The organism is Streptomyces sp. NPDC005408 (assembly GCF_040606445.1).
In the GTDB taxonomy this organism is placed as follows: domain Bacteria; phylum Actinomycetota; class Actinomycetes; order Streptomycetales; family Streptomycetaceae; genus Streptomyces.
Genome location: NZ_JBEXEX010000010.1, coordinates 95108 through 115781, shown reverse-complemented (window position 1 = coordinate 115781; position 20674 = coordinate 95108). Strand labels below are relative to the sequence as shown.

General features: G+C 70.2%; 14 protein-coding genes. 10 read left to right on the top strand and 4 right to left on the bottom strand.

Annotated features, from left to right (window positions below; genetic code table 11):
- The first annotated feature begins 40 nt into the window (after positions 1-40).
- On the top strand, positions 41-925 hold the full coding sequence (locus ABZS64_RS12885) for a siderophore-interacting protein (protein WP_355827324.1): 885 nt from the start codon (positions 41-43) through the stop codon (positions 923-925).
- Here the strand turns inward: ABZS64_RS12885 and ABZS64_RS12880 are convergent.
- Positions 904-4302, bottom strand: coding sequence for a BTAD domain-containing putative transcriptional regulator (locus ABZS64_RS12880; protein WP_355827321.1), 3399 nt, complete (start codon positions 4300-4302; stop codon positions 904-906). The two genes, ABZS64_RS12885 and ABZS64_RS12880, sit on opposite strands and share 22 nt — an antisense overlap.
- 236 nt (positions 4303-4538) lie before the next feature.
- Between ABZS64_RS12880 and ABZS64_RS12875 the strand changes: the two genes are divergently transcribed.
- The 3 genes from ABZS64_RS12875 (at position 4539) to ABZS64_RS12865 (ending at position 7338) form a co-directional block, all read left to right on the top strand.
- Positions 4539-4754 (top strand): hypothetical protein, encoded by a 216-nt coding sequence (locus ABZS64_RS12875; protein WP_142215680.1) that lies wholly within the window; start codon positions 4539-4541, stop codon positions 4752-4754.
- Between the two features lie 271 nt (positions 4755-5025).
- On the top strand, positions 5026-5808 hold the full coding sequence (locus tag ABZS64_RS12870) for a glucosamine-6-phosphate deaminase (protein ID WP_355827317.1): 783 nt from the start codon (positions 5026-5028) through the stop codon (positions 5806-5808).
- A gap of 207 nt (positions 5809-6015) precedes the next feature.
- Positions 6016-7338: a globin domain-containing protein gene (locus ABZS64_RS12865; protein WP_355827314.1), complete on the top strand. Its 1323-nt coding sequence runs from the start codon at positions 6016-6018 to the stop codon at positions 7336-7338.
- Position 7339: 1 nt separating this feature from the next.
- Here ABZS64_RS12865 and ABZS64_RS12860 read toward each other — a convergent pair whose 3' ends face one another.
- From ABZS64_RS12860 to ABZS64_RS12850, 3 genes are all read right to left on the bottom strand, one after another.
- Positions 7340-9130, bottom strand: a complete 1791-nt coding sequence (locus ABZS64_RS12860; RefSeq protein WP_355827311.1) for a ThuA domain-containing protein — start codon at positions 9128-9130, stop codon at positions 7340-7342.
- Between the two features lie 42 nt (positions 9131-9172).
- The gene (locus ABZS64_RS12855) at positions 9173-11599 is read right to left on the bottom strand and encodes a PQQ-dependent sugar dehydrogenase (RefSeq protein WP_355827308.1); all 2427 of its coding nucleotides are present in this window, start codon (positions 11597-11599) and stop codon (positions 9173-9175) included.
- 319 nt (positions 11600-11918) lie between these two features.
- Positions 11919-13502 (bottom strand): discoidin domain-containing protein, encoded by a 1584-nt coding sequence (locus ABZS64_RS12850; protein ID WP_355827305.1) that lies wholly within the window; start codon positions 13500-13502, stop codon positions 11919-11921.
- A 357-nt stretch (positions 13503-13859) separates the two neighbouring features.
- On the opposite strand from ABZS64_RS12850, the gene ABZS64_RS12845 reads away from it, so the two are divergent.
- The 6 genes from ABZS64_RS12845 to ABZS64_RS12820 all read left to right on the top strand — a co-directional run bounded on the left by ABZS64_RS12845 (position 13860) and on the right by ABZS64_RS12820 (position 20662).
- Positions 13860-15422, top strand: coding sequence for an APC family permease (locus ABZS64_RS12845; RefSeq protein ID WP_355827301.1), 1563 nt, complete (start codon positions 13860-13862; stop codon positions 15420-15422).
- A 485-nt stretch (positions 15423-15907) separates the two neighbouring features.
- Positions 15908-17758 (top strand): phage tail sheath C-terminal domain-containing protein, encoded by a 1851-nt coding sequence (locus ABZS64_RS12840; protein ID WP_355827298.1) that lies wholly within the window; start codon positions 15908-15910, stop codon positions 17756-17758.
- A 29-nt stretch (positions 17759-17787) separates the two neighbouring features.
- On the top strand, positions 17788-18312 hold the full coding sequence (locus ABZS64_RS12835; RefSeq protein ID WP_030352235.1) for a phage tail protein: 525 nt from the start codon (positions 17788-17790) through the stop codon (positions 18310-18312).
- A gap of 29 nt (positions 18313-18341) precedes the next feature.
- On the top strand, positions 18342-19088 hold the full coding sequence (locus ABZS64_RS12830) for a hypothetical protein (protein WP_355827295.1): 747 nt from the start codon (positions 18342-18344) through the stop codon (positions 19086-19088).
- The gene (locus ABZS64_RS12825; RefSeq protein WP_355827293.1) at positions 19081-19803 is read left to right on the top strand and encodes a hypothetical protein; all 723 of its coding nucleotides are present in this window, start codon (positions 19081-19083) and stop codon (positions 19801-19803) included. Before ABZS64_RS12830 ends, ABZS64_RS12825 begins: the two co-directional genes overlap by 8 nt.
- A gap of 4 nt (positions 19804-19807) precedes the next feature.
- Positions 19808-20662 carry a DUF4255 domain-containing protein gene (locus ABZS64_RS12820; protein ID WP_355827291.1) on the top strand — a complete coding sequence of 285 codons (855 nt, stop codon included), beginning with the start codon at positions 19808-19810 and terminating at the stop codon, positions 20660-20662.
- Positions 20663-20674 lie beyond the last annotated feature (12 nt).

The window sequence follows — 20674 nt, the reverse complement described above, 5'->3', positions numbered from 1 at the left end:
AGCCGCACAGGGACTCCGCCCACCACCGTCAGGAGATTCGATGGAGCAGCGCTTGCCGGTCCGGTTCCTCCGCGTCGTTCGTACCGGGCGGCTCACCCCGCACATGGTCCGCATCACATTCGGCGGCCCCGATCTCGCGGACTTCGTGCTCGACGGGCCCGACCAGCAGGTGAAGCTGTACTTCCCCCGGCCGGGCCGGAACGCACCTCTCCTGCCGGCGGTACAGGAAGCCGACGGCGATGTGATGCGTTGGTACGAGGCGTACAGCGCGATCCCCGAGGGCGAGCGGCCCTGGATGCGCAGCTACACGGTCCGCGGACACGACCCGGCGCGGGCGACGATCGACGTCGACTTCGTCCTGCACGACGACGCGGGTCCGGCGACCCGCTGGGCGCGGTCGGCCTCGCCCGGTGACACGCTCGGCATGTACGGGCCGTCGGCCTACTTCTCCCGGCCCGTCGTCCTCGGCAGGACCGACTGGATGCTGATGGCCGGGGACGAGGCCGCGCTGCCCGCGATCGGGACTCTGCTGGAGGCGCTGCCGCGGGGTGCGCGGGCCGTGGCGTACATCGAGGTCGCCGAGGCCTCCGACGAGCAGGCCCTCGCCACGGACGGCGATGTCACGGTGCATTGGCTGCACCGGGACCCGGCACGGGCCGGGCACGGCGAGCGGTTGATCGAGGCGGTGCGTTCGGCGGACTTCGCGCCGGGGTCGGTGTGCGCATGGCTCGGCGGCGAGGCGGGTGCGGTGCGTGCGCTGCGGCGGCATCTGGTCGACGAGCGCGGCATCGGCAAACGTGAGATCGACTTCGCCGGGTACTGGCGGCGCAGCCTGACTCAGGACGATGCCCCGACGCCGGAGGATCTCGCCGAGGCGCAGGAGAGGCTGGCCGACGCGCAGACTCAGGGGCAGTCCGGGGGCTGAGAACCGGGCGCGGGCTCGGAGCAGGGCTGCGGGCTCGGATGAGGGTTGCGGGCTCGGATCAGGGCGGCGGCTTCCCGCACGGAGAGGCCGCTGCCCTCGGCGAAGGCGTGTTCGTATGCCCCCCCTTTCAGTGCCGCCCTCAGGTCGGTCTCGGCCCGCTGCCGGACCTCCTGCTCGTCGGCGAACGGCCGGAAGCCGAGCCCGCCGGACTGGCCACGGCGGCGGTCGTACGCACCGAGCAGTCGCGCGCCGTCCAGAGCTGACCCGGTATGCGCCATCGCCCAGGCCGCGCAGAGGAACTGATCGACCACCAGGAACGGGGCGACCAGAAAGGCCAGGCTGTCGAGCCGCCGTACCGCGTCCCCGACATCGTCGCGGGCGGCCGCGTACTCCCCGTCCAGAGCATCGAGCCAGCCATGCGTCCCGGCCACGATCCCGCTGAACAATCCGGGCGTCCGATCGGGCATCTCGGCTTCGATCTCCCTGAGTTGGTGGCGGGCGAGTGCAGTGCGGCCGGTTCGGCCGTAGTGCTGGGCCAGCAGCATGCGCGCCGTGCTGAGGGCTTCCGCCGCGAATGCCCGGGAGCACTCCACCGCGTCCAGCAGCTGCCGCTCGGCCCGCTCCCTGTCCTGGGGCGTTTCGGCTGTCTTCAGCCGCACGGCGGCCAACCGGGCCTGGAAAACGGGCACTTGAGAGTCCGCTCCGATACGGGCGGCGCTGCGCAGCGCCCGTTCGAAGTCCTCGGCGGCGTCTTTGAACCGGCCGCGCCGTTCCAGAGCTTCCCCGCGCGCCGACAGGGCCTCCGCGATCCCCCACTGATCCCCTGCCGTCTCGAAGAGCGCCAGTGCCCGGTCGGCGTCGTGCTCGGACCGTTCGAGGCCGCCGGGGCGGTCGCCGAGCAGCCTGGCCCGCATCAGGAGCGCGAAGCCCAGATCCCAGCCCGGGTCCCCTTCGGCGCAGCTCGCCACGAGGGCGTCCACCGTCTCGCCGAGCCCGTCGAACTCCCCCGTCATCAGCCGGGCGATGAACCACATCCAGCCGGGCTGGCGGCAGGTCTGCGGCAGCCCCGGCCGGTAGGCCGAGACGATCGCGCGCAGGTACGTCTGGGTACCCGGCTCCCACAGCGCGTCGCCCCCGCCCTCGTTGCTCGCGAGCACCATCAGCCGAACTCCGCGACGCGCCTCCCACAACGGCTCGTCACTCCAGGGCGGCGGGGTGTGCGTCGGGGGGGCGGGCAGCGGCGGGGCAGGACGAACCGGCACCTGGAACGGGTCGGGGGCGAGGGCGGCCGCCGACGACGACCAGGTGCGGGCGTCCGCCAGGTGGTTGCGCTGCTGCCAGAACCAGTTGAGGGACAGCACCAGGCACAGCGCCTCCTGTTCGTCGGGCAGCCGGACGGCGGTGCGCAGGGCGGTCCGTACGTTGTCGTGTTCCGTCTCGAAACGCTCCAGCCACTTGGTCTGCCGCGGACCGCGCAGCTCCGGCTCGCCGGTGCGGACCAGTTCCCGGTAGGTGTTCATGTGCCGACGCTCGATGTCCGCGCGCTCACCCGCTTCGTCCAGCCGCTCCCCTGCGTACTCGGCGACAGTCTCTAGGAGTTGGTAGCGCATTCCCTCCAGTCCGTCGGGGGCGGCTACCACCAGCGATTTGTCGACAAGGGAGGCGAGGGGTTCCAGGGCATCCAGGGTGTCCGAGCCGCAGACGGCCTCGGCCTGCGCGAGGACACATCCGCCGGAGAAGACGGCCAGCCGGCGCAGTACGGTCCGCTCGTCCTCGTCCAGCAGGTCCCACGACCAGTCGACCACGGCCCGCAAGGTCTGCTGTCTGGGCAGCACCGTGCGGCTGCCGGTGCTCAGCAGCCGGAAGCGGTCGTCGAGACGGTCCGCGATCTGGCGCGGAGTGAGGGCGCGCAGCCGGGCGGCCGCCAGTTCGACGGCGAGCGGCAGCCCGTCGAGCCTGCGGCAGATCTCGGCGCAGGCCTCCGGATCGTCGTCCGTGCGGAAGCCGGGGCGGGCGGCGGCGCCCCGTTCACCGAGCAGGCGAAGCGCGACGTCCTGGGGCAGCGGCCCGATGGTGTGCGCCAACTCACCGGGCACGCCCAGCGGTTCACGGCTGGTGGCCAGCACGCGCACACCGGGGCAGCCGGTGAGTACCGAATCGGCCAGCCCGGCGGCGGCGCCGATCACATGCTCGCAGTTGTCCAGTACGAGCAGCATCCGGCGCCGTCCGCAGTGCTCGACCAGCTGGGACAGCGGATCACGGGGCGCGGTGTCCGCCGCTGCCGGTCCGCGCAGCTGTGTCTCGCGTGCGCCGAGTGCGGTCAGCACGGCTTCCGGAACGGTGTCCTCGTCGCGTACGGGCGCGAGCTCGGCCACCCAGATTCCGTCCGGCCATGCTCCGGCCGCACCAGCCGCTCGGGCCGCGGCTTCGGCGGCCTCCAGGGCGAGCCGGGTCTTGCCCGCGCCGCCGGGGCCGAGCAGGGTCACCAGCCGATGGCTCGCCAACTCGTCCGAGAGGCCAGCCAGTTCGTCCTCTCGGCCCACGAAGGAGGTGAGCCGGGTGCGGAGGTTGCCGCGGACGAGGGCCGGTTCCGTGTCGCCGGACAGCAACTGGGCATGCAGGGCTCGCAGTTCGTTTCCCGGATCGGCGCCGAGCCGTTCGGCGAGCCTCAGCCGTACGTCCTCGTACGCCTGAAGCGCCTCCGCCTGGCGGCCGGAGGACCGCAGCGCCCGGATCCACAGGGCCTGCAGCGGCTCGTCGAGGGGAGCGTCGGCGGCGAGCGCCGTGAGCTCGGCGAGCACGTCCCGCGCCCGGCCCAGCGCCACATGTGCCGCGAGGCGGGCGCGCTGCGTTTCGGCGTACCGCTGCTTCGTCCCTGCGACGAGGGGGTCCTCGTCCCTGCCCGGCAGATCCGCGAGGGCCGGACCGTGCCAGAGATCGACAGCCTCGTCCAGCAGGGCGGCCGCCGCTCCGGCGTCCTCCTTGTCGAGGGCGGCGGCGCCTTCCGCCGCCAGTCGCTCGAAGCGGAAGAGGTCGATATCGTCCCGGTCGGCCGCGAGCCGGTAGCCGCCCGGCGCCGATTCGACGGACGCCCTGCCGAGCACGCGCCGCAGCCGCCCGACGAGGGCCTGGAGCGCCGCGATCTCGTCGGCGGGCCGGTCCTCGTCCTCGCCCCACAGCTGTGCGGTCAGCTCGCGGGCCGGTACGACGCGGCCGCCGGCGGCGGCGAGTGCGGCCAGCAGTGCTCTCAGCCGAACGCCGCTGAGGGGAGTCTCGGTGCCGTCCGGGCGGAATGCCTGAGTGGTGCCGAGTACGCGGTAGCGGTGAGTCACGGTCTCATTGTCCCCGCCGGGCCCCTTGCCGGGACTCCGCGCCATGGCTCACCGGGTCCGTCCGGCCGCCGGTTCGTCCTCAAGCGCCGCGCATCCCGCCGGGGCTCCGCCCCGGACCCCGCGCCTCAAACGTCGGCGGGGCTGGAAGATCCAGCCAGACCGGCGCCTGAGGGCGCGCAACGCCCGGCGCTTCGATGCGCGCCTCCTGCCGCCGCTGCGGTGGAAGTTCGCCGCGCCCGGCGGCGCGCTGCCTTGTCAGCGCGGGCCGGCAGACTGGGACCATGTCCGCTCCCCGCCGTCGCTGCCCGGTCTGCCGCCGTGAAATCGCCGTCGTCGCCGGGCGGTTCGCCCGTCATGACCCGGCAGGGGCGCGGACCGCGGCCGAGCTCGTCTCCTGTCCCGGGTCCCGGCGTCAGGCGCCGCTCGATCCGGCTCTGCAGCCGGATCTCGACGGCGCTGTCGTGCCGGACTTCCCCGGTCAGCTGCCCCTGTTCTGACCCGCTAGGTCCTGTCCGGTCGATCAGGCCGGATACAGGTAGCGGGGTCGTCGTCCTCGCTGACGGAGCGCAGCCTGCTCCGGTCCGTATGCGCTCCGAGGCCGGTGACCACCCGCTCACCTCCCATGGCGTCCTCATGAGCGCAGAGGCGTCGGCGCACCGGGGATTTCCATCAGGTTTCACCCGGGGTACGTCTGCCCGGGCGCGACAGCCACCGCCCCACCGGGTAGATTGGTCTACACCACTTGCGCTTTCAGAGACAGGGATCTTCGTGGAAGTTGTCATCGTTCCGGACTCCGCCGCCGGCGGCGAGCTCATTGCCGAAGCCATGGCCGACCTGTTGCGACGCAAGCCCGACCCCCTCCTGGGCGTCGCCACGGGATCGACCCCGCTGCCGGTCTACGAAGCCCTCGCGGCCAAGGTGCGCGCCTCCCAGGTGGACGCCTCCCGCGCACGGATCTGCCAGCTCGACGAGTACGTCGGACTCCCCTCCGGCCACCCCGAGTCCTACCGCTCGGTCGTCCTGCGCGAGGTCGTCGAACCCCTCGGCCTGACCGATGCAGCCTTCATGGGCCCCGACGGCACCGCCGAGGACGTCGCGGACGCCTGCCTCGCCTACGACCGTGCGCTGGCCGAGGCCGGTGGTGTCGATCTCCAACTGCTGGGCATCGGCACCGACGGGCACATCGGCTTCAACGAGCCCTGCTCGTCCCTCGCTTCGCGCACCCGGATCAAGACGCTGACCCAGCAGACCCGGCAGGACAATGCCCGGTTCTTCAACGGCCTCGACGAGGTCCCCCACCATGTGATCACCCAGGGCATCGGCACCATCCTGGAAGCCCGCCATCTGGTCCTGCTGGCCACGGGCGAGGCGAAGGCCGACGCGGTGGCGCTCGCCGTCGAAGGCCCGCTCTCCGCGCTGGTGCCCGCATCCGCGCTGCAGCTCCACCCGCACGCCACGCTCATCGTGGACGAGGCCGCGGCCTCCAGCCTCAAGCTCGCCGACTACTTCCGCGCCACCTATGCGGCCAAGCCCAGCTGGCAGGGCATTTAGGGGGCGTCCGGCGGCCCCCGCGTCTCGCGGCAGGAAGAGGAATGTTCCAGTCGAGACATAATTCGCGCCACAACGGCTCGACACCGCCCGTGAGTTGATACGGTGCGCTGGCTCAGCACTTCTGACGCGCGTTCAGTCGGCGCTGCCAAGCCGCCCCTTGACCCCGCGCGGCCGGTTGGTGCATCACAAGAGCGCGGGGGATGACACATGAACGACGACATAGCTGTGGTCAGAGCGAGCCTGGAGTTGGTCAGGCGGCGGTCCTCCCATGTGGTCCGCTACTTCTACGCGCATCTTTTCAGCCACCATCCGCAGCTACGCCGGCTGTTTCCGGCCGCGATGGACGATCAGTACGAGCGGCTGTTCACCGCCCTGGTGCATGTCGTGGACCATCTCGACCACCCCGGACTCCCCGCCCATCTCGAGCGACTCGGCCGGGATCACCGCAAGTTCGGGATAGCGGACGGCGATTACGCGGCGGTGGGCGAGAGTCTCGTCGCCGCCGTCCGATATCACAGCACGAACTTCTGGGACGAGCAGACCGAAGCGGCCTGGAATCGGGTGTACGCGGGCGCGGCCGGGGCCATGACCGGCGGCGCCCGCCAGTCTCTCGCCGCGGACGAGCCCGCCTCGTGGGAGGCCACCGTCGTCTCGCACCGGCTCCACGGCGGGCACACGGCTGTCATCCGTGCCGTTCCGTCCGCCCGATACCCGTGGCTCCCCGGCCAGTACGCCACGATCCAGCACCCCTCCCTGCCGGGAGTGTGGCGGCCCTACTCCCTGGCGGGCCGCCCCGACCGCGACGGTGTGCTCGAATTCCATGTGAGCCGGGTCGCCGAAGGCCTTCTCAGCAATGTGCTGTGCGACGGCACCAAGCCCGGCCACATACTCCGGCTCGGCGCCGCGTCGGGGTCCGCGCTGGCTCCACCGCCGGGCACTCCGGCCGTCACGCTGATCGCCGCCGGTACGGGCTGGTCCGCGGTCAAGGCGGTCCTGGAGGAGTTACTGGCCCGCAAGCCCGCGCCCCGTATCCGCATTGACGTGGTGGCCCGCGGCGAGGCCGACTTCTACGACGGCGGCTCGCTCGTCGACATCCTGAGCGCCCACCCCTATCTCAGCGCCTACTGGTGGTTCCGGGAGTGGAACGAGGCCCGGACGGGGGCCGCCGAACGCCTGCACAGCAATCTCACGGCGCGCCGCGGGTGGCCGGGAGAGACCGTCTATCTGTGCGGTCCCGTGATGTTCGTCCAGGAGACGGCCGAGCTGCTCCACGAGTGCGGCCTTCCCGCAGAATCGCTTATTCGCGATCCGCTGCCCACATCCGTGCAGCAGCGCGGATACGTCTCCCACGCGGAACAGTTCCTCGATCCACCTCCGGTGACCTGGATCGATCCCGAAGCCCGCACCCGGCCGCTCGACCTGATGCCGCCGCAGCCGGGACCCCGCCCGGAACCTCAGCCACAGCCCGAGCCCGAGCCGACCGACAACGGCGGCTGGTTCGAACCGCACCAGGCCGTGGGACGGGTCTGAGCTACTCGCCCCCGTGCCGCTTGATGAACTCGCCCACCCAGTACCTCGTACGGTCGAGATAGGCGCTCTCGGCCGCGGCTCCCGTCTTCCCGTACGCCCCCGAGAAGGTCTGGTAGCCGTGCCCGGCCGGCGGATTGCTGGATGCCGGCTCGATGGAGCTGCCCTCGTGCCATTCGTTGAAGGACGTGACGGACACCCAGGTGGGCGATCCGCCGATGGCCGGGTCCAGGGCGTTGTTCCACTCCTTGTCGTATGTGACGCCGTCCGAACGGCCCAGTGTGGGCGTCGTGTTGCCGGGCACGGCACGGTCGTCGACATATCCGGGAGCGACCGACGGCGCCCAGATGAGGTTGTGCGCCTTGGCGTAGTCGCCCGCCTGCTTCCAGCCCGGCGCGGTTGCTCCGGCGATGCCGTCGTAGGTGTAGAGACCGGAGAAGTGCGCGATCTTCGTAGTGTCGGTGGTCTGCGCGAGGACGGTGGCGGTGGGCGTCACCTGGTCGAGCGGGCTCCAGTCAGCGATCCGTAGGCTCTCGAAGATGTAGTAGGCCGGGCGGTTGCCGTGCGCGGCGTCCCGGTAGAAGGCGGGATGGCTGCCGTAGGTCTGGTCGAGATAGGTGATGTCGTCGACGACGGACTGCGCGGTGCGCCCGCTGTACGGCTCGATGTGCCAGGCCACCTTGATGCCCTGACGCTGCGCGGCATCCAGGGCACGCCGGGCGAGCCCGTCCTCGTAGCCGCCGCGGCCCCACCAGCTGTAGACGATGACGCCCGCCCCCGACCGCGCGACCCACTTCATGTGCTGGTCCACGGCGCCCGCGGCATCACCCGAGTCGTACGGGCCGAGTGCCGGGTAGAGGTCGGCGCCGATGTCCTCTGGCGGTGTGTGCCCGCCCTGCTGCCAGTGGCGCCAACTCCCCTGTCCCGCGGGCGTTCCGTACCACGGATAGTAGAAGAGGTGCACATTCGTCGACAGGGCCTCGCCGCCGGGCGGCGGGTCCCCCGTGCCCCCGCGCGGGCTGCAGTCGGCAGGGGCGACGCCCGCCGCGTAGCGGATTCCGCCGAGCAGCAGGGAGCGGAAGGCGGGATCGGCGTACGACTCGGAGGTGTGGCCGAGACCGGTGTAGAAAGAGCGTCCCGTGCCCTGGGGGTGGCACCAGGTGATGGGGTGGTCGCCGCCCATCTCCCCGCCGCTGTACGTCGATTCGTCGAGGCTCTGCAGGACGCGTACGGACGAACGGGGATTGGTGCGGTAGTTGTACCACTCGTCTGTGCGGGTCCAGGCCGGCCCGAGGTGCGCGGTCGCGGGGTGTGTTCCGTCCTCCGTCGTGATCGTGGCCTGCTGGATGGCGGGGTGGCTCTTGAACCGTGCGCCGACGAGCTGTTCGTACTGCGGCCATTCGTATTCGGTGTCGGCTGCGGCGTGTATGCCGACGAAGCCGCCGCCCCCGTCGACGTACGACTGGAGAGCGCTCTGCTGCGCCTCGGCGAGTACGTCGCCGGTGGTGTTGAGGAAGACCACGGCTTCGTAGTCGGCGAGATTGGCCGGTGTGAAGGCGGCGCTGTCCTCGGTGGCGGTGACGGTGAAGCTGTTCGCCGTACCGAGTGAGTGGATCGCCTCGATGCCTGCCGGGATCGAGTCGTGGCGGAATCCCGCCGTCTTGGAGAAGACGAGCACCTGGTAGGCGGGGTCGGCGGCCCGGGCGGTTGTGCCAGGTGCCGCGATCGCGGCGGCGAGAGCGAGCACGAGGGCTCCGGCCGCGGCCGTCGAGCGGCGCATCAGTCGGGTTCGCATGCGGTGGGTGCGTAAGAGCGTCACGGTGTCCCCTTCCACCCGTCAGCCGAGGGTGAAGGTGTCGATGTCGAGGAGATTGCCCTGCCCGGAAGGGCCCTTGAAGACCAGGAACAGGCTGGTCGTCCCGGCGGGTGCGCCCGCCAAGGTCGCCGATACGTCGGTGAAGTTCTCCCAGCCGCCGGTCGGGGCGACCTGCACGGAGCCGAGCAGGGTGCCGGTGGCCGAACCCGCGCGGATCTCGATCGTGCCGCCGACGCCACCGGACGAGACCCTCGCCGTGAAGGTCTTCGCTCCCGCGAGCGCGTAGGGCTGGAAGGAGATCCAGTCGCCGTTGTCCGTGAAGCCGACCGTCTTCCCGCCTTCGGCGTTTGCGTGCTCGGCGGTCTGGATGCCGGACTGTGCGCCGAAGTGCTCGGCCTGCCGGTGCCTGGGCTGGAGGATGCGCACACTGTGTGCGGTGAGCCCGCCGTTGTCGGTGTACTCGGCGTCGAAGACTCCGTAGAGGTTGGCGGCGCTGTCGTGCTCACCGTCGGCCGGGATCGCGATGGAGCCGGTGCAGCCGTTCTTCGAGGTGATCTGGTGCTGGTGGCTGTCGTGCCCGAGGAGATACGTGACCTTCACCTTCGCGCAGTCGACCGAACCGTCTTCGGGATCACTCGCGTTGACGATGAACGGCACGGTGTCGCCGAAGGAGAACAACGCGCCGTCGGCGGGGGTCGTCAGATTCACGGTCGGCGCGGTGTTGCCCGCGGTCACGACCAGGCTGGCGGTTCCGGTGAGCCCTTCGGAGTCGCGGACGGTGAGCGTCGGCCGGAAGGTCCCGGTACTTGTGTACGTATGGCTGGGATCGGCGGCCGTGGAGGTCGTGCCGTCGCCGAAGTCCCAGGCGTACGTGAGCGGCTTGCCCTCGGGGTCGGAGCTGCCCTGCGAGGAGAAGGCCACGGTCAGGGGTGTGGGCCCGGAGGTCTTGTCGGCGGCGGCCTTGGCGACGGGGCTGCGGTTGCTGCCCGCGAGGTATTCGATGCGGTAGAGCGCCTGGTCGCTCGCGCCCGATCCGTAGTCGAGCACGTAGAGCGCGCCGTCGGGTCCGAAGTCCGTGTCGATGATCTGGGTTCCGCTCCAGGGGAAGTCCTCGATCAGTCCGTACGAGCCGTCGCTCTTGACCTCGACGGCCTTGATCCAGCGCCGTCCGAGCTCGGCGGCGAAGTACCGTCCGTCGAGCGACTGGGGGAATTTCACCGGAGAGTTGAGGGCCGCGTCGTAGCGGTAGACCTCGCCGCCCATGGGCGATTCGGAGCCCGATCCGAATTCGGGCGGGGATCCGGCGTCTCCGTACTTGATCCAGCTGGCCCTGGCGGCGGGGAGCGCCGAAAGGCCAGTGTTGCGGAAGGAGTTGTTGGCCGGGCCGCCCGCGCAGTCGTACTTCGCGCCGGCCGGACCGCTGGGGAAGGTGTACTCGGTGTAGGTCTCCGCGGCGGTGTTGGTGCCGGTGCAGTACGGCCAGCCGTAGTTGCCGGGCCCGGTGATGCGGTCGAACTCCACCTGGCCGCCGGGGCCGCGGCCCGGGTCGGTGGTGCCCGCGTCCGGGCCGTAGTCACCGAGGTAGACGACGCCGGTGGGCCGGTCGACGGACATCCGGAACGGGTTGCGGAAGCCCATCGCGTAGATCTCTGGGCGGGTCTTCGCGGTGCCCGGTGCGAAGAGGTTCCCGGTGGGAACCGTGTAGCTCCCGTCGGGCTGCGGCTTGATGCGGAGCACCTTTCCGCGCAGGTCGTTGGTGTTGGCGGAGGAGCGCTGGGCATCGAACTGCGGGTTGCGGTCGGCTCGTTCGTCGAGCGGTGCGTAGCCACCGGACTCGAAGGGGTTGGTGTCGTCGCCGGTGGTCAGGAAGAGGTTTCCGGCGGCGTCGAAGTCGATGTCGCCGCCGACGTGGCAGCACTGCCCGCGGTCGTTGGGGACTTCGAGCACGACCTTCTCGCCGGCCGTGTCGAGGGTGCCGTCGGCCCTGAGGGTGAACCGGGAGAGGTTCAGATGCCCTTTCCACGGTTCGAAGTCGGCGGCGCTTCCGCTGCCCGGGGCGTCGCCTGCGGGGGTGTTCAGCTTGGGCGAGTAGTAGAGGTAGACGTACCGGTTGGTGGCGAAGCCCGGGTCGGCCGCCACGCCCTGGAGTCCTTCCTCGTCATGGGTGTAGACGTCGAGCTTGCCCGCGACCTTGGTGTTTCCCGCGGCGTCGGTGTGCCGGACCGTGCCATCGCGGGCGGTGTGGAGGACGGCCCGGTCGGGCAGCACCGCCAGGGACATTACCTCGCCCATTTCGGCCGGGCCGAGGGCGAGTTGGACCTGCTGGAAGTCGGAGGGCGGGATGGCTCTCGGCGACTCGGCCGCCCTACCGCCGGCCGCGCCGCCCGACAGAACCAGCGCAAGGGCGGCGAGGGATAACGACCACGCCTGATAAGGGCGTACGGACATGGAGCTTCCTTCCTGACCGGATGTGGGGGTGCGTCAGGCAAGGCGCACGACGGCATTGCGTCACCGTCAACGGGCAGGCGCCCCTGCGGAGTTCTTGCATGGATCACAAGACTCTTGTCTTCATCGTGCGAGTGTTTTGCATGCTCGCAACGCAAGGTTAATTTGTCAAGGCCGTGTCAAAATTGACGGCACCGGCCCCAACACGGGCCTCAGGGCCGTGAGTTCGGTCCCCGTCGAGCACGTCCCTGCTCGGCACACAGCAGCGGCACCACCGGGGAGGGTGGTGCCGCTGCTGCTTTCCAGGGGGGTGGCTGTCGGGTCAGGAAGCGAGCCAGAGCGCCGGGGTGTTCGGCGGCTCCCAGGTGGCGATCGAGGTATGAGCCTGGCGGCAGGCGTAGGTGGTGCCGTTGTAGAGCACCTGCTGGCCCACGGCGTATGCGACTCCGGGTGCCCACGTGGTGGTCCCCGGCGGGTCCGGGTCCGGGTCACCCGGGCCCGGGTCCCCGCCCGGGCAGGCGCCGAAGACTTCCAGCTCCCAGAGGGAATGGCCGTACACAGTGCCCCGGGCCAGGCCGTTCATTCGCACATAGCGGGCGGTGCCGGTGACGGCCAGGTCGTCGATTCCGCCGTCGCCGAACCGGTCGACGGGCGTGGTCCACGTCGATCCGTTCGTGGAGAGCTGGATCTGGTAGTGCGAGGAGTACGCCGCCTCCCAGTTCAGCCGGACCCGTGTGACGGGCTGGGCGGAGCCGAGGTCGACCTGCAGCCAGCCGGTGTCCACATGTGCGCTGGACCAGCGGGTGCCGGTGTTGCCGTCGACCGCGTACTGCGGGCCGAGGCTCGCGTTCTCGATGCTCGACGAGGTGGCTGGTTTGCCCTTGGAGAGGAGCCGGCCACAGGTGGGCGGAGCGGGATCGCCGGGATCGCTGCCGCCTCCGGTCCGGGACAGGACGCGGACGTAGTCGACGACGAGCGCGCCTCCGGAGGCGGTCGAGCCGGTCGGCCCACCGCCCATCTTGGCCGGGAACTCACCGCCGATGGCGAGGTTGAGGATCATGTAGAAGCCGTGGTTGAAGGCGGCGGCCCAGGTGCCGGGCGAGATCTGGGACTGGTTGACCGCGTGGAACTGGCGGCCGTCCAGGTACCAGCGGATCTCGTTGGGAGACTTGCTCTTGTCCCACTCGACCCGGTAGGTGTGCATGCCGGTCTGCAGACTCGGGCTCCCGCCGGGCGTGTTGGCGCTGCGGCCGTCCTTCTCGTTGCACTCGCCGCCGGGGCTTGTGCCGCAGTGCATGGTGCCCCACTCGGTGTTGAGGCCCTGCACGTTCTCCATGATGTCCATCTCGCCGACGCTGGGCCAGTTCCACAGATTGCCGCGGTAGGGCTGGCCGAGCACCCAGAAAGCGGGCCAGTAGCCGAGCGCGGCGCCGCCGGTGACATTGGGCAGTTGCATACGGCCCTCGAAGGCGAGGACTCCCCCGGCAGGTGCCTGGAAGTCGTCGCGGGCGGTTTCGATGCGGCCCGATGTCCAGTTGCCGGCACCGTCGCGCAGGGCCCGGATATTCAGATTGCCGCCGGACTGGAAGACGTTGGCGGTGCTTGTGGTGTTGTCCTCGACCTCACCGGTGCCCCAGTTGGCGGGACCGCCGGGGATCTGGTGGCCGGTGCGGTAGATCCAGTTGCCGCCGAGGCCGCCCGAGCCGTTGAAGTCGTCGAGGAAGACCTCGGTCCACCCGGCCGGCGGTGGCGGGGCCGCGGAGACGGCGGCATGGGAGCCGGTGGCACTGACCGTGGAGGCCGCGACCAGCGCGAGTACCCCGGCGAGCGCAGCCAGAATTCTGGTGCGTAACCGGATTCTCGAGGGTGGCGGCAGTGCGGAATGGGCGTGCGGAAATAGCCTCATGGCTGCCTCGTCCTGTCGGACCACGGGGAAGGGAACGCGGGGATTCCGGGTATTCCGGGATCGGCCGCGAGGGTTTCTGAGAGCGCGTTCTGAGAGCGCTCTCAATTGGGCTAGAGACGTGATACCGCTGTGCTGCATGCGTGTCAACGGTTCGCGTCGCCGCCGACCACCCCAGGGCCGGACGAAAGCCCACGCGGGACCGTCCCTCACCTCAATTGCCGGGCAGGCAGCCGGAAGTGCCGTTCCGCTCCGGACGCTCACACGGAGATCCACTTTCACTCAGCCGCAAACAGGTGTATGCCAGAAAGTAGCGGCGCATGCGCGCCGTGCGCGTGGCTGATGGCGAAAGGCCGCCCCATGCAAAGACTCCCCGACGGCTCCCCCGCCGCCCCGCCACCGCAGACGTCCGCGGTCGGCGAGAAGGGTCTCAAGCGAGGCGCCCTGAGCCTTTTCTCCTCCGTGGCCATCGGCCTCGCCTCGACAGCCCCCGCGTACAGCCTGGCCGCCACACTCGGCTTCATCGTCCTGGCCGTCGGGCTCCAGTCCCCGGTCGTGGTGATCCTGGGATTCGTACCGATGCTCTTCATCGCCTACGCCTACAAGGCGATGAACGCCGTGGACGCCGACTGCGGCACCACGTTCACGTGGTCCGCGCGGGCCTTTGGACCTCGCACGGGCTGGATGGGCGGCTGGGGCATCATCATCGCCGACATCATCGTCATGGCGAATCTGGCGCAGATCGCGGGCCAGTACGGATTCCAGCTGGTCGGAGCCGACGGCGTGGCCGGAAGCCGCTGGTGGACGATGCTCGCGGGCGTGATCTGGATCGCCGTGATGACGTTCATCTGCTACGTCGGCATCGAGATCTCCGCCTTCCTGCAGAAGTGGCTGCTCAGCATCGAGCTCGTGCTCCTCGCCATCCTCTCCATCACGGCACTGGTGAAGGTGTACGGCGACAACCCGCATCCGGAGTCCGCGCACGTGGCCGGCTCCTGGTTCAACCCCTTCGAGATCGATTCAGCCAGCTCCCTGACCCAGGGCGTCCTGCTGGCCGTCTTCATCTACTGGGGCTGGGACACCGCCGTCTCCGTCAACGAAGAGACCGCCGACCGCGAGCGCACTCCGGGCCGCGCCGCCGTCATCTCCACCGTCCTGCTCCTCGGCATCTACCTCCTGGTGACCACATCGGCCCAGGCCTTCGGAGGTATCGGCGAGAAGGGCATCGGCCTGGCCAACCCCGACAACTCCGGCGACGTCCTGGGCAGTTTCGGTGACGAAGTGTTCGGCACGGAGGGATTCGGCGCGTTCCTGTCGAAGATGCTGGTCCTGATGGTGCTCACATCCGCCGCGGCCTCCACGCAGACGACGATCCTGCCGACAGCCCGGACCAGCTTCTCGATGGCTACGCACAAGGCACTCCCCGCGGCCTTCGCGCGTGTCCACCCCCGCTTCCTGACCCCGACCTGGTCGACGGTCGCCATGGGACTGGCGTCAATTGCCTTCTACGCCGGACTGACGCTCATCAGCGGCAACGTCCTGGAGGACTCCGTCGCGTCGGTCGGCCTGGGCATCGCGTTCTACTACGGACTGACCGGCTTCGCCTGCGTCTGGTACTTCCGCAGGGTCCTCACTCGCAGCGCGGCCGACTTCTGGCTGAAGGGCGTGCTCCCCGCTCTCGGCGCTCTGATGCTGCTGTACTTCTTCTGCTACGCGGCCTTCAGCGTGTACGCCGACCCCGAGTACGGCACCACGGTCATCGACCTGCCGTGGATCGGCGACACCGGCGGCGTGTCCGTCATCGGAATCGGCGCCCTGGTGATCGGAGCCATCCTGATGCTCATCCAGCGGGCGGTGCAGGGTTCCTGGTTCCGCCACCCCGACGTGTCCGTCTCCGCCGCGTCCAAGTCCGGTCCCCAGTAGGCCAGTTGGCTCCGTTTCCTACCGGTTCCGGTCGGCGGCGTACCTCCGCCCGACGGTCGAACAGAGCACCCATTTTTCGCCAAAGGGACACAAGGCGGCGCGCCGGGGCCAGTTGCATTCGGCTTGTTTCCCACCTCTGATCGAATTTTCCTGTGAAGCGATGGTGAATTCCTCTTCATATTCGGTCAGCGATACCGCTCCGACCACGGCAAATCGCCCATCGGCGGCACCACTGGCGATGATCGCCGGATGACCGAAAGGGTCCCTTGACCCGCCGTTGAGATGCGAACGAGACTCCCCAGAGGCACTCATGCATCAGGAGCCACAAGCGCAGGCACATGCCGATGGCCCTGCGAGACCGATATCGCACGGGGTGTGTGACGGGGGAATGCAGTGAAGAGCGTGTATGCATGCTCGACGCATACGTGCGGCTTCTTCACCCCCCCTCCTCATCTCCTGTTGCGCGCGAAGGGAATGGAGGGGGAATGCCGACGCACATGGGCTATCCCGGCGTATACATCGAAGAACTTCCCAGCAGCATCCGTACCATCGCCTCCGTCACCACCTCGGTGACCGCGTTCGTGGGGCACACCCGCCGGGGTCCGCTCAATCAACCCGTGCGGATCACCAGCTTCGCCGACTTCGATCGGCGCTTCGGCGGACTCACCTCGCAGAGCTCCGTCAGCTATGCGGTACACCAGTTCTTCGGCAACGGCGGCACGGTCGCGGTGATCGTCCGCGTGGCCAAGGCCGGCACCGGCGAGGAAGCCTGCGTCACGCTCAACTCCACCGAGGGGCACAGCGAGTGCCCGGTGCTCGAGGTGCACGCCAAGGAGCCCGGCGTATGGGGCTCGGGCCTGCGGGTGGCCGTCGACCACGACACCCCGACCCCGGACAAGACCTTCAACCTCCACATCCTCGACGCGCACGGCGGCGCCCGAGAGTCCTTCACCGGACTGTCCATGCACGCCGGTCACGGCCGCTTTGTGGAGACGGTCGTCAACGCCGGCTCCTCCCTGGTCCGCGTCAAGGCACTGGACGAGGACCGGCCCGACCCCTCCGGAACGGTCTCCAAGCCGTTCGCGGCCGAACTGCCGGACCTGAACGTCGAGTTGAAGGTCAAGATCGGTGATGTGGAGCGGGAGTTCACGCTCTACGAGCCCGACCACGACGGCGAGCCGCCGGCCAATGTCACCGAGCTCGCCCTGCTTCTCGAGCGCAAGCTGCGCGCGCTGCCCGACGCCCCCGGCAAGCATGCCTTCGCCGGAGCCGAGGTCACCGCCTTCGGCCGCCGCCTCCAGGTCGTCGCCGGGTCGGTCGACCCCGACGACGTGGTCCGTTTCGTCGGCGAGTGCGCCAACGACCTCGGTCTCGAAGCCTCGGTCAACCCGCCCGTATTCGCGCTTCAGGGCGGCAAGGACGGCGACCCGCCCGGGCCGCGCGACCTCATCGGCAGCGAGGCGCGCAAGACCGGCGTGCAGGCGCTGCGCGACGTGGACGACGTCAACCTGCTGGCCCTGCCCGAGCTTTCGGCGTACGAGTCGGCCGATGACATGGTCACCGTGCTCTCCGCGGCCGAGCAGCTGTGCCGGGAGCGGCGGATCTTCCTGCTCGTCGACTCGCCGTCGACCTGGGGCAGCGTGGACGCCGCGCGGGCCGGTATCGGCGCGTTCGAGCCCGTACGCAGCAATCACGCGGGGCTGTACTTCCCGCATCTGCAGCTCAACGACCCGCTGACCGGGCGGCTGCGTTCCTTCCCGCCCTCGGGTGCCATCGCGGGCGTGATCGCCCGGACGGACGGCGAGCGCGGTGTCTGGAAGGCGCCGGCCGGGACCGAGGCGCGGCTCGCCGGTGTGCGGTCGCTGACGGTCAAGCTCACCGACCGGGAGAACGGGCTGCTCAATCCGCTGGGCATCAACTGCCTGCGTACCTTCCCCGTGGTGGGCCCGCTGGTGTGGGGCGCTCGCACGCTCGAAGGCGCGGACGCGCTCGACAGCGAGTGGAAGTACGTGCCGGTGCGCCGTCTCGCGCTGCATGTCGAGGAGAGCCTGCACCGCGGTCTGCAGTGGGTCGTCTTCGAGCCGAACAACGAGCAGCTGTGGCAGCAGATCCGGCTGAAGGCCTCCGCGTATCTCAACGACCTGTTCCGGCAGGGCGCGTTCAAGGGCGGCACGCCGCGCGAGGCGTACTTCGTCAAGTGCGACAAGGACACCACCACCGACGCCGACATCGACGCCGGAGTGGTCAATGTCGTGATCGGCATCGCGCCGGTCAAGCCGGCGGAGTTCGTGATCGTCAAGATCCAGCAGCTGGCCGGGCAGTTCGACCTCTCGTAACCCAAGGAAAAGGAACACGAAGGAAACCGATGGCTGAGTTCCAGATCAACGCCCATCGCTTCGACCCCTACAAGAATTTCAAGTTCCTGGTCCTCTGGGACGGTCGAACGGTCGCGGGCATCAGCAAGATCAGTCCACTCAAGCGCACCACCGAGGTGGTCAAGCACCGCCACGGCGGTGACCCGAGCTCACCGCGCAAGTCGCCGGGCCGCTCCGAGTTCGAGGGCGTCACCCTCGAGCGCGGTGTGACCCACGACCCGGAGTTCGACCGCTGGGCCAACAAGGTCTGGCAGGTCGGGGCCGGGCTCGGCTCTGAGGTCTCGCTGCGGGACTTCCGCAAGGACATCATCATCCAGGTCCTCAACGAGGCCGGGCAGGTGGCCGTCTCGCACAAGCTGTACCGGGCCTGGGTCAGCGAATACCAGGTCCTCGGCGAGCTGGATGCCAACGCCAACGCCGTCGCCATCCAGAGCGTCAAGCTCGAATGCGAGGGCTGGGAGCGGGACTACGAGGTGGAGGAGCCGGTCGAGCCCTCGTTCACCCACCCCGCCTGATCGCTCCGAGTGCACCGGAGGAATGAGGGATGACGCCGACGGGGCCGGCCGAGCTGCTCGCCACCTGGGAGGCCGGGCTGGCGCAGCACGACTCGGGAAGGTCTCTGCTGCTGCACCGGGCGGCCCGCCCGGGGGCCGGCACCGACACGTTGCTGTCGATGCCGGTCGGCGAGCGGGAGGCGGATCTGTTCGCGCTGCGCCGGGCGTTGTTCGGCGAGCGCATGCAGGTACGTGTCGAGTGCGCGGCGTGCGGCGAGGCCATGGAGTTCGACCTCGACGCAACGCTGTTCGGCACCCGGACACGGACGCCGGACGGGCCGCTTCGAGTGGAGGAGGACGAGTGGGCGATCGAGTTCCGGCTGCCCACCGTCGCCGACCTCGCGGCGGCCGGAGCGGTGCCCGATCCGGACGAGGCCCGTCGGCTGCTCATGGCGCGCTGCACGGTCTCGGCCGTACGGGGCGGCGAGTCGGTGTCGCCCGAGCGGCTGGCCGCCCTGCTGCCCGAGCGCGTACAGCGGCGGCTCGCTCAGACGGCGGCCGAAGCGGACCCGGCGTCCGACGTGACGCTGAACGTCGCCTGCCCCGAGTGCGGTGCGGCCACCCCGGCCGAGCTGGACATCACCTCCTATCTGTGGACCGAACTGGACACCTGGGCACGGGACTTGATGCTCGACGTCCATCTGCTCGCCACCGCCTACGGGTGGAGCGAGCCGGAGATTCTGGCGCTCACCCCGCTGCGGCGTCGCTACTACCTGGAGCTGTGCGCAGATGCCTGACTACTTCGACCGGCTGCTCGCCCGGTACACACCGGTGCCCGCGGCCGGCGGTGGCACGGCGCGGGTCCGGCCGCGGCTGCCCGGCCCGTTCGAACGGGTCGAGGCGCTGCGGAGCGGGCCGCCGGAGCCCGACGAGCCGGCGGCGCTGATCCCGTCGGCGCCCCAGCCTGCCTTCGGACCGGCCGAGTTGGTACGGCACGAGCGCGAGGTGCGAACGGATCGGGAGACCGTCGTACGGACCGAGGCGGCGGCCGCGTCGGGTGAGCACGAGCGGCGGGCGGCGCAGGCCGCGCCGGTCCCCGGTCCGCTGCTGCGGCCCGCCGTGGCTGCGCCTTGGGCGACGCGTCCAGCCGCCGAGGATGTTCCGCTCGCGGCTCGGCGGGGTGCCGCTTCATCGGCGGCGGCCGATGCGCCGCGGACGCAGGCCGCCGCAGTGCCGCGCGCAGCGGAAGCGGCTCCCCCGGCCGCCTCGGCACCGGCCAGGCCGCGCGGCGCCGATACGGCCGCGGCACGTGGTGCGGCGCTGAACGGAGTCGGGCGGCGCGCGCGGCCCGCCGAACGCGTCGTACACGTACAGATCGGCCGACTTGAGGTGAGCGCGGCCCCACCGCCCGGCGCGAGCCGCCCCGCCGGCGGCCGCCCCGACCACACCGGACGGCGCACGCCCGCGCTGACGCTGGACGACTATCTGTCACGCGGCGAGAAGAGGGACTGAGGTCATGAGCAACGCACTCGCCATCGCGACGGTCACCCAGGCACTGGCCCTGCTGATCGGGAACAACCTGAGCCCGGAGATGGACATCGCGGTCAAGGTCGAGACCCGTAAGCCACCGGCCGAGCCGCCGACCGAGCCGACCATCAACGTCTTCCTGTACCAGGTCACACCGAACGCCTCGATGCGCCACACCGACCTGCCGACCCGCGCCTCGGACGGCACGCTGCTCAAGCGGGCCGCCGCGGCGCTGGATCTCCACTTTCTGATCAGTGCGTACGGGGAGGAGGCAGAGCTGGTCGGGCAGCGGCTGATCGGCTGCGTGGTGCGGACGCTGCACGAAATCCCCGTCCTGCCGAAGGAGTTGATCGAGCTCGCGGCGCAGCGGCCGTATCTGGCGGGCAGTGATCTGGCCGAGTCGCCGCAGAAGGTGCGGTTCACACCGACGGTGATGGACATCGACGAGACGTCGAAGCTGTGGGGGATGCTCCACCAGACCCCGTACACCTTGTCGGTGGCGTACCAGGCCTCGCTGGTCCTGATCGAGGGCCGCGAGAGGCCGGTCCCGGCGAAGCCGGTGGAGCGGCGGACGGTGCGGGTGCTGCCGTTCGGGGCGCCGGGGGCACCGGTGCCGCCGGGGCGGCCGGAGGCCGCGGAACCCGAGCCCACGCCCGAGCCGTCACGCGAGCCCTCGCCCGAGCCGGAACCTGCGCCGGAGGCCGCACCCGAGGCGGTTGCTCCCGCGAGGAAGCGCGCCGCGGCGAAGACCTCGAAGGCTGCCGCCAAGCCCGTTGCGAAACGGGCCGCGCCTGCTCGTGCCCGGAAGGGCACGGAAGCGGGCGCGGACGACAAGGAGAGCTGAGACACGGTGCGC